The sequence below is a fragment of the Spirosoma litoris genome (assembly GCF_054776755.1).
The window spans coordinates 64,621-78,073 of sequence record NZ_BAAHBI010000072.1 but is presented as its reverse complement, the minus strand read 5'-3'; the positions used below and the strand labels follow the sequence as shown (position 1 = coordinate 78,073).

Sequence of the window (13,453 nt, the reverse complement as noted above, 5' to 3'; positions counted from 1 at the left end):
CAACTACAGACTTTAAACTACAAATTTGTTAACTCAATTTCAATGTATCAAAAACCATTTTCTTGAACTTGGCTTCATCGGCTTCAACACTAATCGTTGTATTCGGTGCTTTCTTCCAGACACCCAGTTCGTCAATGGCCAAAGCACCAACGGTTAATTCGCCCCGCGTTTCGACATCAACATAGCGGGTTACGCTTTGTGAAATAATGCTCGGGTCGATAACAGCTGCCACGGTAATGGCATCTGGATGATTGGAGCCGTTCATTTTCTGATGCTCTTTGCAATACTTCCGACGAATCCGATTGATCTTCATGAAAAAGTCGGCATGTTTAGTCCCCAACTTTTCCACGTTGGCATAATCTTCATCGGTAAATACCGAACTCTTGACACTCACATCAAAGCCAACTGTCCGGATTGGAATACCCGACTGAAAAACCAGTCGAGCTGCTTCTGGATCAACCCAGGCATTATACGTTGCTGATGGATTGACATTGCCATAAAACTTGTAGAATCCACCCATGAAATACAGCTCCTTAATCTGTTTCGCAATGGATGGCTTCCGAAGAAGTGCTAACGCAATATTAGTAAGCGGCCCAATGGCAACAATTGTTATCTCATTCGGGTATTTCTCGACCAGTCGGATAATCGCATCGACAGCGTGCTCTTTTTCAGGCTTTTGCTCCGGATCAGGGAAGAACGAATCACTCATGCCATCGCTCCCATGCACGTAGGTCGCATTACCAAAAACTTCCCGGGCCAGCGGCCGAGCCGAACCCTGATAAACAGGGATTTGCCCTTTTTTGCCCGCCACCTGAAGCGTGTACAGCGCATTTTTCGTTTGCTGTTCGAACCCAACGTTGCCGCAAGTAATGGTAATGGCTTCAACTTTCAATTTTGGCGACGTTACGGCCATCAGAATAGCCAGGGCATCGTCTGTAGCCGTATCGCTGTCGAGAATAATTCGTTTGCCCGAATCTGCTCTGGCATACGCTTTCCCGATGGGGGCAAGCGAGATGGCCGGATGCAGTGCCGTGGCCGTTCCTAAAGATAGTACCCGAATAAAGTTGCGTCTAGATGTGCGCATATTGTTGTTGAGCAGAGGTTGATTTGTGGTGTTCGATCACCATGTCGATAGACTATCGTATCTACCCAAAAAGCCGCGAAAATCGTGCCCAATCCACTTTTTTATGCTACATACTCGTCCGCAATTTTTAGCGCTTCACTAATAATAGCCAATCCTTCATCAATTTGTTCTTTTGTAACACAAAGGGGAGGAGCCACAAACACATAACTCCAGCGCACAAAGGTGTACATGCCTAACTCCTTAATCTTGGCGGCTACCTTGCCCATTACTGCCATTTCTTCGGGTTTGGCGTTGAACGGAGCCATTGGTTCTTTCGTCGTTCGATTCTTGACGATCTCAAAGCAACCCAACAGACCTGTATTTCTAAAATCGCCAATGCATGGGTGTTTTTCCATCATCAGAGCGGCTTGCTCGTCCATATACTTGCCCATTTCGACCGTATTCTCGATCAGATTTTCATCTTCGTATACTTTCAGTGTTTCCAGGGCGGCTGCGCAACCCACCGGATGGGCCGCATAGGTCATACCTGTTGCCAAAACGGTGTCGTCGTAACGGGAGGCAATTTTGTCCGTAACCATTAGGCATCCGAATGGAATGTAGCCACTGGTAATGCCTTTCGCCATCGTGACCATATCGGGCACAATGCCGTGATTCTCAAAGCCAAACCATTTGCCGGTCCGTCCGAAACCACTCATCACTTCATCGATGATCAACAGGATGCCATGTTTATCACAGATTTCGCGGACAGCGGCTAAATAACCCACTGGATATTTCAGGCAACCCGATGTTCCTGATTCGCCTTCCAGCATAATGGCAGCAATATTTCCCGGTCCTTCGTAGGCAATCATCCGCTCCAGTTGAGCGACCGAATCCGTGAGCATGCTGGCTTCGTCGTGGTTCCAGCGATACTTATACGGAATATCGATGTGTACGAAGTTGGGAGCTTGTTGCGAATCGTCGGGGAGTTTACGCGGGTCACCACCAACAGATAACGTACCGTATGTAGCCCCATGATAGGACTGATAGCGACTCAGAATTTTGTGCCGACCCGTATACAAACGAGCCAGCTTAATGGCCGCTTCGTTCGAGGTTGCTCCACATAAGGTAAAGAACGCTTTGTTCAGATCACCAGGGCAGATTTCGGCCAGTTTCTTTCCCAACTCGCCCCGAACCTTAGTGACGCAATAAGGCGTTATATAGCTTACTTCCTGCATTTGTCGGACAACGGCTTCGGTAATGCGCTGATTACCATGGCCGATGTTGACGTTCATCAGACCCGACGAGAAGTCGATGTAGCGTTTGTCATCGTAGTCATACAGATAAACGCCTTTGGCGTATTTCACCGCTATGGGCGAAATATTTTTCTGTTTGCTCCAGGCAAACACGGTGTAATCGAAGCTGTCCTGAAGGACTTCCTGCGTTTCGGAAAGCGTTGCTGTGTCGATCATGTTTAGTTTGTAGTTTGAGGTTTGAAGTTTGTGGTTCGAGGTTTGAGGTTGGCTGACGCGTTAGCATTCTTGCGTCAGCCAACTTCAAACCTCGAACTACAAACTTCAAACTAATCAGTCTAACTCATCCAATTTATTCCCGCTTCGGGGTTCCATTTTGTGGTACTTTTCTTCAATTTGGTCCAGAATTCGATGGAGCTTTTGCCGGTGATGTCGCCTACGCCAAAGCGGCTTTCGTTCCAGCCGCCAAAGGAAAAGGGTTCGCGGGGAACAGGTACGCCTACATTTACGCCCACCATGCCCGCGCTGGCTTTGTCGATTACGTAGCGGGCCATGCCGCCGTTCTGGGTAAATACCGAAGCTGCATTGCCGTAGGGGTTTGCGTTTTCAATAGCCAGGGCTTCATCGACGGTATTAGTGCGCATGATGCTGATGACCGGCCCGAAAATCTCTTCCTGCGCAATAGCCATATCGGGTGTTACATAATCAATGACCGTTGCCCCAACGTAAGTCCCCTGTTCTTTTCCTTCGACCGTTGGCTTTCGGCCATCAACAAGCACTTTGGCTCCCTGACTTTCAGCTTCGGTAATGTAGCGTTCAATACGCTCTTTGGATTCCCGATTGATAACAGCGCCTAAATTTTTGCCAGGAATCATCTTTTGAGCTTCTTCGCAAAGTTTTTCGATGATATGATCGACTGGACCAACGGCAACCATCGCCGAAGCCGCCATGCATCGCTGACCAGCACAGCCTGCCATCGATGCCGTAATGTTCTGAGCCGTCATACCTGGAATAGCGTCTGGCAATACAATAAGGTGATTTTTAGCTCCGCCCATCGCCAGACAGCGTTTGTAATTACTGGTTGCCCGTTTATAGACCACTTTCGCAATTTTGGTCGAACCAACAAACGAAACAGCTTCGATGTCTGGATGATCGCAGATCGCTTCAACAACCTCTCGGTCGCCCTGAACGATGTTAAAGACACCTGCGGGCAAACCGGCTTCCTGTAATAATTCTGCCAGGCGACCGACACTTAAGGGGACTTTTTCCGATGGCTTGATAATCATGCAGTTGCCAAGCGCAATCGCGTTGGGGATGGTCCAGTTAGGAACCATGCTCGGAAAGTTGAAGGGTACAATGCTGGCTACTACGCCTAAAGGTACATGTTCGGTCCGGCACTCAACTCCACGACTTACTTCCAAAATTTCACCCGTCACGAGTTGAGGTAGTGAGCAGGCGAACTCACTTAGTTCGGCCCCTTTTTCAATCTCAGCAACAGCTTCGTCGTAGGTTTTACCATTCTCCTCCTGAACTAATAAAGCCAACTCGTTTAAATTCTTCTCTAACAGGGCTTTGTATCGGAAAAATACCTGAACCCTCTCTTTAATTGTTGTTCGACTCCAGGCAGGAAAAGCAGCTTTGGCGGCCTGGACGGCTGTATCTAAATCAGCAGCAGTCGATAGTGGCACCGTCGAAAGTAAGGTACCATCTATTGGGGAGATTACGGCTAACGTTCGATCCGTCGATGGCTCGACAAACTGCCCGTTTATATAGTTCTGAATAGGGGAATACTTCATGGTTTTGTTGTGGTTCTGCATATTTTGCAGAAAAGGGAAGTGCAAACTAAAAATTATATAGATACGAGTCAACTATTTGTATTATTTTTAACCCAACAAAATCACAGGAATGGAGAAGAATCACACAACGTTGGATGATATAGACTTTGCCATCCTATCGTGTCTTCAGAAAGATGGCCGAATGTCGTTTACCGAAATTGCTGAGCACTTGAATGTATCCGTCGGCACCGCGCGAACCCGGTTGAATCGTTTATTGGAAGAGGGAATAATTAGCATTGTGGGGCGGGTTGACCCCGATAAGGTCGGCTTTCGGGCCTATGCTCATATTGCCATTTATATTCGTCCGGCTACGTTGAAGGAGTCTGTAGCGCAGGAAATTGCTCGAAAGCCCGAAGTGAGTTTTTTAGCCAGCACTTCGGGCGACTATGACCTCGAAGTGGATGTGATGTGTCAGAGTAACAATCACTTAGTGGAGTTCGTGAATGAAATCTCGGTAATCGAGGGCGTTTATCAAACCAAGACGACCTTGTACTTTAAAGTCTACAAATACGCCCAACCCGATTTGAATTTACTGAAATAGGTTTCTTTTGACAGGATTTACAGGATGAACAGGATTATAGTTGCGTGAAGAAATCCTGTTCATCCTGTAAATCCTGTCGAAAAACAATCATTTCACCACACTTCGCCGTTGACGACGCCAGCGTAGGAATAGCCAGATGACTCCGGTTGCAATGACCCCAATAGGCAGGAAGTAAAAAAGGCCAACCAACACATCGCCGACCAGTCGAAAACCGTTGGTGAAGTTGTGCCAGATTTGGCTGTAAAAAGGCTCTTCGGGATTCAGGGCTACTTCGGTTTGCTGATAATACGACAGGTTGATGGTGCTAAGAGCAACTTCATCTTTAAGCTGGCGTAGTTCGGCTTCCTGTACTTCACGCTCTTCCCGAATCTGCCCAAGCTGTTCCTCTACTTTTAGCACATCGCCCACATTTCGAGCTTGTTTCAGCAGTTTTAGATAGGTTTCCTCAACCGCTTTTTTGCTCCGAATCCGGGCTTCAACATCAACATACCGGCGTGTTACATCTTCCGATGTAATGGTTTTGGTATCGGTAAAAATCGACTCCTTCAGAAGCTCTGCTAACAGGGCGTCAAGGCGAGTAGCAGGGACTCGAATGACAAGTGCATTTTCGATGCTGTTGTCCGATTTGGTTTCGTTCGAACTGGTAATTTGACCACCCGCCTTCTGAACGGCCTGCTCGATTGCTTGCCCTGATTTCTTGAAATCATTGACCCGAATGCGTATCTGCGCATTCCGAATGATTTTCCGGTTGATACTCGTTGATGGCTCTGGCTGTGTGGCCGATGACGGTGCGGCCTGTTCTGGCGCTATTTCTTCCTGTTTACTGTATTCGTCTTGAGCCTGTGTTTGGGGAGGCAGCTTGAGGGCAGCCATACTACGGGGAGTCAGGTTGATCTCTGTCTCAACTTGTCCTGATTCTGGCTTCGACTGGCAGCCCGTAACTGTCAGGAGCACTAGGAGCGTCAAAAAATAATTCATACCCATAAGATGCAGATCAAAGCGGATTTTCACACGAACGTACTGTTTTTTAAATAACCCTCAAAATGGACTTTATTGGCTCATTTATAAGGATTTTAGCCGGTATTTTCGAACGATGCGCCAGTACATGTTGTTATATAAATATCACTGATCTCCAGACTTTCGTTTGCTGTCTATAACTTATGTATTTGCATAAGTCAGTGCTTTTGCGTCTATATTTGGCACGAGCCATGTAGGCAAATGTGCAGAAGGCAGTGGGGACAGTTTCAACCTGAACACCGATTATGTCGAAAAACTTAGTCATAGTAGAGTCGCCAGCGAAGGCGAAAACCATCGAAGGCTACCTCGGTAATGACTTTACAGTGAAGTCTAGCTTTGGTCATGTACGCGATTTGCCCAAAGATGGCTTGGCCGTGGACGTTACCAATGGATTCCAGCCCTCGTACGAAATTTCACCCGATAAAAAGAAGCTTGTTAGTGAATTAAAGGCCCTTGCAAAGTCGGCCGATGAAGTCTGGCTGGCAACGGATGATGACCGTGAAGGGGAAGCTATTTCGTGGCACCTCAAGGAAGCCCTTGGCCTTCGGGATAATACCAAACGAATCGTTTTCCGGGAAATTACCAAAAATGCGATTCAGAATGCGATCAAATCGCCCCGCACCATTGACGTAGACTTAGTTAATGCCCAACAGGCCCGACGCGTACTCGACCGCTTAGTCGGTTACGAACTGTCGCCGGTACTGTGGCGCAAGATTAAAGGCGGCAGCACAGGTTTATCGGCTGGTCGTGTGCAATCGGTAGCGTTGCGGCTCGTAGTAGAGCGGGAGCGGGAAATCGATAAGCACTCCGCCAAGTCGTCGTTTAAGGTTACGGCTCAGTTTATCGTCGACGGTAGTAAAATCCTGAACGCCGAGTTGCCGAAAAACTTTGCGACCTCTGGTCAGGCCAGGGCGTTTCTGGAAGCGTGTGTTGGGGCAACCTTTACGATTAAGAATCTGGAAGTTAAACCCGCTAAAAAATCGCCTGCACCGCCCTTTACAACCTCAACGCTGCAACAGGAAGCCTCTCGGAAGCTGAGTTATTCGGTAGATCGGACGATGCGGATTGCGCAGAATCTGTACGAAGCGGGTAAGATTTCGTACATGCGGACTGATTCGACCAACCTTTCGACCGAAGCTATTGATAAAGCGGTTGCTGAGATTGGGTCTGAATTTGGCCAGAAATACATCCAGACCCGTCAGTTCAAGACCAAGAACGAATCGGCACAGGAAGCGCACGAAGCCATCCGCCCAACTAACTTCAATGACCGGAATGCTGGTGCTGATCGCGATCAGAAACGGTTGTATGAATTGATCTGGAAACGGGCCATTGCTTCGCAAATGGCTGATGCCCAATTAGAACGTACAACAGTAACGATTGGCATTCGATTCGCTAACGGAGCAACGACGACCGTTCAGGCGCATGTCGATGATAGCCCATTTGTCGATACTCCTCCAGCAATCCAAACGCAGCAGTTCCCGAATGAACTGGTTGCTCAGGGTGAAGTCATTAAATTTGATGGCTTCCTCCGGGTTTACCTTGAATCGAAAGACGATGAGGACGATGAAGACGCCAAAGGCATGTTGCCACCGCTGACGATCGGGCAAAACCTGAATCTGGGTCAGATGAAAGCCACCGAGAAATTTACGCGTCCGCAGCCTCGTTATGCGGAAGCCTCGCTGGTGAAAAAACTGGAAGAAATGGGCATTGGCCGCCCATCGACCTATGCACCGACTATTTCAACGATCATTAACCGGGGCTACGTCGTTAAGCAGGATAAACCTGGTCAGGAGCGTAAGTACATGGAGTATACCCTCCAGCAAAATAAGATCAGCGAAACCAGCGGCAAGGAAACCTTCGGCTCCGAAAAGGCGAAGCTATTTCCGACCAACACGGGTATCGTCGTCAATGATTTCCTAGTCGAATATTTCCCGGATATCGTTGATTATCAGTTCACCGCAACCGTAGAGAAAGAGTTTGACGAAATTGCGGACGGTAAAATGAACTGGAAGTCCATGCTGGAAGGATTTTACGGCGATTTCCATAAAAACATCGAAGATATTCAGGGTTCGTCGATCGTGTCGTTCAAAACGGGTGCTAAAGAGCTAGGACTCGACCCCCGAACAGGCAAGAAAGTATCGGCACGATTAGGCAAATACGGTGCCTATGCACAGATCGGCGAATCGACCGACGACGAGAAACCACAATATGCTAATCTGCGCGATGGCCAGCTAATTGAAACCATCACTTTACAGGAAGCGCTGGATTTATTTACACTACCCCGTGAGGTTGGCTTCTTTGAGGATAAACCGATGGTCATCGGCATTGGTAAGTTTGGCCCCTATGTAAAGCACGATGATAAATATGTATCGCTGACGAAAGAAGACGATCCGTATTCGATTGATGCTGACCGCGCTACGCAACTTATCCAGCAGAAACGTGCCGAAGCGGTTAGTGAAGCGATTGGTGAATACGAGGGTAAGCCTGTTACGACTGGCAAAGGGCGCTTCGGTCCATATGTCAAATACGAAGACAAGTACATCTCAATTCCCCGGAACGAATCGCTGGCGGGCATGACGCTGGATCGGGCTATCGAGTTGATTCTGGCCAAGCGGCAAGCCGAAGCCAATAAATACATTAAGGAGTTCCCTGAGAATCCGGCGGTAAAAGTCGTGAACGGGCAATATGGGCCGTATCTGGCCGTTGGCAAGCGAAACGTCAAAATTCCGAAAGACGTTGACCCCGCTTCGTTAACGCTCGAAGATTGCCTAAAACTCGCGGGAGATGAGCCCGCTCCTGCGAAAAAAGCAGCCCCAGCTAAAACAACAAAGGCAACTGCAGCACCTGCCAAGAAGCCAGCGGCCAAAGCGCCGGCAAAGAAGGCAGCCGCGAAAAAGTAATACCATAAATTTAAGCCCCGCTATCTAGAAAGTAACGGGGCTTAAATTTATAGTGAATATAGAGAGACTCATGGCCCTTGCTTAATAACGAGTTAACCAAGAATAAACTTCCTTATTAGTTAAACTTTATTTTCTTTTGTGTATCCTTGCTGAATGGAATTGTCAAATTCTGAAGAGCAACGATTCATTCCGCTTATTTCTGATTATGGTTTTAAGGTTACCTTCGGTAATGAAGCAAATACGCTGTTTTTGCGAAAAGCCTTGCAGGCGCTAATTAAATCGCCAAGGCCAATTACGTCAATTGAATTTGATAAAAATACGATTGAAGGTTACACTGCCGACAGCCGGGGTGGGGTATATGATATGTCCTGTAAAGATGACGTCGGCAATCATTTTATTGTGGAGATGCAGTTAGGAGACTATCCCCAATTTCTCCAGCGTATGAAATTTTACGCGACCTATAAATTAAATACACTCGTTAAAAAAGGTAATTACTCATTCGACAAGCTAGCTACAATCTACTGTGTGGGTATTTTGAAGCATACGATCTTCCCTGATTTAAAAGATTACCACAACATTTCTACGTTGCGAAATGAAAGGGGAGAACAAACCGATAATCAACTTTCGTTTGTTACAGTAGAATTAGATAAATTTAACAAGCGCCCAGCTATTATTAAATCAGACTTGGACAAACTGGTATATACCATGAAAACCTTGCATAAAGTCAAGCATAAGCGTCAATTTCCTGAATTTTGGGATGAAGAATGGCTTAAAAAGGCGATTCAAGAGGTAGATAGAAGCGCAATGACTGCTGAGGAACGGTTTGCCTATGAGAAGCGAATAGCCCAAAATGCGGCAATTATATATGAAGAGAAGAAAAAGATTGAGTCAATAAAGAAGCAGGCTATAACAAAAGGGTTACAAAAAGGTCTTTCGCCCGATTTAATAGCTGAAGTCAATGATGTACCACTTGCAGTTGTTTTAGAAATTCAGAGTACACTGACAGGCGAATCATAATATTGACGACTGCTTTGTTTTTGAACGACAAACCTACTTTGGTTAGACCTTCTGCCACCGGAAGGTCTTTGGTTTTAATACCCTTTGGAAATTCCTGACTATTTTGCCATCCGAACCAACCGCTACCAAACTGGCCGCATGAAACATCTGCTTATTTGTTTACTACTTTCCTACGCTACAGTTGCCCAAACTCCCGATAATCAATATAACCTGATTCCGTTTCCAGCCCGTTTCTCTGGGCAAAATGGTCAATTTTCAGTAACCTCCAATACTCGTGTTGTCATTGCGCCTGCTACCGATGCCAGCGTAAAGGCGTTAGCTCAGCTTTTTGCCAGTCAGGTTAAAACGGCGAATGGGTTGACGTTAACCGTGACACCAACTAGTCCGGCACTGGCGAAAGGCGCTCACATCTTTTTTACGTTAAATAAAAAGCTGGTCCTTGGCGACGAAGGCTACAAATTGACCGTAACGCCGACGAAAGTATTAGCCGAGGCTTCGACCGCCAAAGGCCTGTTTTATGCAGCACAAACCATGCGACAGTTGCTGCCTGCTGGCCAGACTACCACAGCTGCCATGCCCGCCTGCGCCATCACCGACAAACCTCGTTATGGGTATCGGGGGCTGATGCTCGATGCAGGACGCTATTTTATGCCTGTGCCCTTCGTTAAGAAATTCATCGACATCATGGCGATGCACAAGCAGAATACGTTTCATTGGCACCTGACTGAAGATCAGGGCTGGCGCATTGAAATCAAAAAATACCCAAAACTGACGCAAGTCGGCAGCAAACGGGCTGAGTCTATCGTTGGTCAATATAGCCAGAATTACCCACAACAATTTGACGGGAAACCCTCTGGTGGTTTTTACACACAGGAAGAAATCAAAGACGTCGTTCGGTATGCGCAGAGTCGGTTTGTGACCATTATTCCTGAGATTGAAATGCCTGGCCATGCGCAGGCCGCATTGGCATCTTATCCTGAATTGGGTTGTGATCCAGCTAAAGGCTATCAGGTAGCAACCAAATGGGGCGTTTCGGACCAAGTGTATTGCCCATCAGAGAAAACGTTTACGTTTTTGCAGGATGTTCTGACGGAAGTAATTGCCTTATTCCCTGGTAAATACATTCACATTGGGGGTGATGAGTGCCCTAAAACGGCCTGGAAGAATAGTGCTTTCTGTCAGGATCTGATGAAGAAAAACAACCTGAAAGATGAACATGAATTGCAAAGCTATTTTATCCGGCGTATCGAGAAGTTCCTGAACAGTAAAGGCCGTTCGATCATCGGTTGGGACGAAATTCTGGAAGGTGGGCTGGCTCCAAATGCTACCGTCATGAGCTGGCGCGGTACGGAAGGCGGAATTGCTGCGGCTAAGCAGAAACATAATGTGGTGATGTCGCCTAACGGCACTTGTTACCTTGATTATTACCAGGGCAACCCTGCTACCGAACCGCTGGCGATTGGTGGGTATCTGCCTTTGGATAAGGTCTATGCCTACGAACCACTGCCTGCCGAACTGTCGGCCGACGAGCAAAAGTACATTATCGGAGTTCAGGGTAATGTCTGGACGGAGTACCTGCCTACGCCTGAATCGGTCGAATATATGACCTTCCCGAGAGCCATTGCCCTGGCTGAAATTGGCTGGATGCAAACAGGACCACATAATTTCGAGGACTTTGCCCAGCGTCTGAAAAATCACTTGCCCAAACTCGACGTTATGTCCGTTAATTATGCGAAGCGGTTGTTTGATATTTCGGCTACAACTCAGGCCAATGATCAGGGCCAGATTCAGGTTCAGCTGAGTAAACTGGATTCCGACAGTCGTATTTTCTATACGCTCAACGGGAAAGAGCCGAACGAGAAAAGCACGGAATACATTGGGCCAATAACGCTCACAAAAACGACGACGATTCGGGCCATGACCCCTACGGGCGGACGGCTCACCCAAACGTTCACGCTTCATAAGGGTAAAAACAAGCCTTACACCTACGCCATCGCACCCGATTCGAACAGTGATCCTAAAATGACTAAACTAACGGATGGCGTACGGGGAGAAACTCCACGAGATCGTCGTCAGTGGACTAGCTTCTCCGGCGATATGGATGTGTTGGTGGATTTGGGCGATGTAACGAGCGTCACGAAAGTCTCGCTGAATTTTCTGAAGATCATTATGAATAGAAGCTTTCCGCCTGCGTCGGTCGATATAGCGATCTCGAAAGATGGGAAAGACTTTAAAGAAGCTATTTCTCAGCCCGTTACCTATGATCTAAATGGTCCCTGGGATATTCTACCTGTTGTTGCCGACTTTAAAACGGCTCGGGCGCGTTATGTACGTATCCGGGCGAAAAACGCAGGTGTTTGTCCCGCTGGCCACCCCAGCGCAGGCGAGAAAACCTGGTTTGCCACCGATGAAATTGTTGTAGAGTAAAAGCAGGGGGCAGGGCGCACGGAGTTTTACGCCCTGCTCCGTGCGCCCTGCCCCCTGCTAAAACTAGAAATTTATGAAAAAAATCGTTGTTTTATCCGGTGCGGGCATTAGTGCCGAAAGTGGAATTCCGACTTTCCGGGCTTCGGATGGCCTTTGGGAAAACCACCGTATTGAGGATGTGGCCACCCCCGAAGCCTGGCATCGAAATCCGGCTTTGGTTCAGGATTTTTACAATCAGCGTCGGAAACAGGCGCTCAGCGTGAAACCTAATGCTGGGCATCTGGCTTTGGTGAAGTTAGAGGAAAAGTATGATGTAACGATCATTACTCAGAACGTCGATAATCTCCACGAAAAAGCGGGGTCGTCGAAGGTGGTTCATTTGCACGGTGAACTGTTTAAGTCGCGCTCAACCATCGATGAGTCATTGATTTACGATATAGAAGGCTGGGAGATTAAACAGGGGGATCTTTGTAAAAAAGGCTCCCAACTACGTCCGCACATTGTTTGGTTTGGCGAAGCAGTACCCATGATGGATGTTGCGGTAGACATCACCCAGGAGGCCGATATTTTTATCGTTGTAGGTACTTCGCTGAATGTGTATCCAGCAGCAGGCTTGGTCTATGCTGTTCAGTCGGGCGTTCCAATTTACGTGGTTGACCCTAACATCCCAACCATGCAGAAACGCCCGAACGTAACCTTCATCGCCGAACCCGCCACCATTGGCCTGACCGAACTGGCCGATCAATTATTGGCAGAGGCCGACGCTGAATAGTATGCTTTTGCAAAATGATTCTATTGATTCTATCACTACTGATTATTAACCCAAAAGAATCACTAGAATCAAAAGAATCTTTAGTCTGTGTACTCATCATGATTGTTAAACTTGCAGAGGGAAATCTGAAAACTAAATTCGGAGAATACCGCGAAGTCCTTTTTTATAATGGCCAGAAAGAAGCGATTGCCTTGCTGATGGGCGATGTAACCGGGGCCGAGAACGTATTATGCCGGGTTCACTCGTCCTGTTTATTTGGTCATGCTTTTAACAGCATTGAATGCGATTGTCGGGAGCAGATGGAGATTTCGCAGCAACTCATTCAACAGGAAGGTAAAGGCATTGTGATCTGGCTGGATCAGGAAGGGAAAGGGAATGGTCATTTCGCTTTGTTGAAAAGCGTTGAATACAAGCGACTTGGCTTGGCGCAAGCGGATGCCTACGAAGCGGTTGGCTTTAAACGAGATGCCCGAGATTACACAATAGCTGCCGATATATTAAATGAGTTAGGGGTAAAGTCAATCCGAATGTTAACCAATAATCCCCGAAAAGTGGAGACACTGACAAAGCATGGAGTTGAAGTAGTTGGCATAAAGGCAACAGAATTGTAAATCATACATCATATATCATA

General features: G+C 47.3%; 10 protein-coding genes. 6 read left to right on the top strand and 4 right to left on the bottom strand.

The genetic code is table 11. The annotated features are described in order from the left end of the window. Positions 1–28: 28 nt before the first annotated feature. The 3 genes from ACYVGR_RS35115 to ACYVGR_RS35105 form a co-directional block, all read right to left on the bottom strand. Positions 29–1,084 (bottom strand): nucleoside hydrolase, encoded by a 1,056-nt coding sequence (locus ACYVGR_RS35115; protein ID WP_460965198.1) that lies wholly within the window; start codon positions 1,082–1,084, stop codon positions 29–31. Between the two features lie 101 nt (positions 1,085–1,185). After that, positions 1,186–2,532 carry an aminotransferase class III-fold pyridoxal phosphate-dependent enzyme gene (locus ACYVGR_RS35110; RefSeq protein WP_460965196.1) on the bottom strand — a complete coding sequence of 449 codons (1,347 nt, stop codon included), beginning with the start codon at positions 2,530–2,532 and terminating at the stop codon, positions 1,186–1,188. A 119-nt stretch (positions 2,533–2,651) separates the two neighbouring features. Then, positions 2,652–4,109, bottom strand: coding sequence for a CoA-acylating methylmalonate-semialdehyde dehydrogenase (locus ACYVGR_RS35105; RefSeq protein ID WP_460965194.1), 1,458 nt, complete (start codon positions 4,107–4,109; stop codon positions 2,652–2,654). A gap of 109 nt (positions 4,110–4,218) precedes the next feature. On the opposite strand from ACYVGR_RS35105, the gene ACYVGR_RS35100 reads away from it, so the two are divergent. Continuing rightward, positions 4,219–4,689, top strand: coding sequence for an Lrp/AsnC family transcriptional regulator (locus tag ACYVGR_RS35100; RefSeq protein ID WP_460965192.1), 471 nt, complete (start codon positions 4,219–4,221; stop codon positions 4,687–4,689). An 87-nt stretch (positions 4,690–4,776) separates the two neighbouring features. On the opposite strand, the gene ACYVGR_RS35095 is transcribed toward ACYVGR_RS35100, so the two are convergent. Then, positions 4,777–5,700, bottom strand: coding sequence for a DUF4349 domain-containing protein (locus tag ACYVGR_RS35095; protein ID WP_460965190.1), 924 nt, complete (start codon positions 5,698–5,700; stop codon positions 4,777–4,779). Positions 5,701–5,951: 251 nt separating this feature from the next. Between ACYVGR_RS35095 and topA the strand changes: the two genes are divergently transcribed. The 5 genes from topA (at position 5,952) to ribA (ending at position 13,433) form a co-directional block, all read left to right on the top strand. Continuing rightward, the gene (topA, locus tag ACYVGR_RS35090) at positions 5,952–8,606 is read left to right on the top strand and encodes a type I DNA topoisomerase (protein ID WP_460965188.1); all 2,655 of its coding nucleotides are present in this window, start codon (positions 5,952–5,954) and stop codon (positions 8,604–8,606) included. Between the two features lie 153 nt (positions 8,607–8,759). Then, positions 8,760–9,623: an Rpn family recombination-promoting nuclease/putative transposase gene (locus ACYVGR_RS35085; protein WP_460965186.1), complete on the top strand. Its 864-nt coding sequence runs from the start codon at positions 8,760–8,762 to the stop codon at positions 9,621–9,623. Positions 9,624–9,761: 138 nt separating this feature from the next. Continuing rightward, entirely contained in the window at positions 9,762–12,050 is a 2,289-nt protein-coding gene (locus ACYVGR_RS35080) for a glycoside hydrolase family 20 protein (protein WP_460965184.1), read from the top strand. 73 nt (positions 12,051–12,123) lie between these two features. After that, on the top strand, positions 12,124–12,822 hold the full coding sequence (locus ACYVGR_RS35075; protein WP_460965183.1) for an SIR2 family NAD-dependent protein deacylase: 699 nt from the start codon (positions 12,124–12,126) through the stop codon (positions 12,820–12,822). Between the two features lie 98 nt (positions 12,823–12,920). Further along, positions 12,921–13,433, top strand: a complete 513-nt coding sequence (gene ribA, locus ACYVGR_RS35070; protein WP_460965182.1) for a GTP cyclohydrolase II RibA — start codon at positions 12,921–12,923, stop codon at positions 13,431–13,433. Positions 13,434–13,453: the final 20 nt, after the last annotated feature.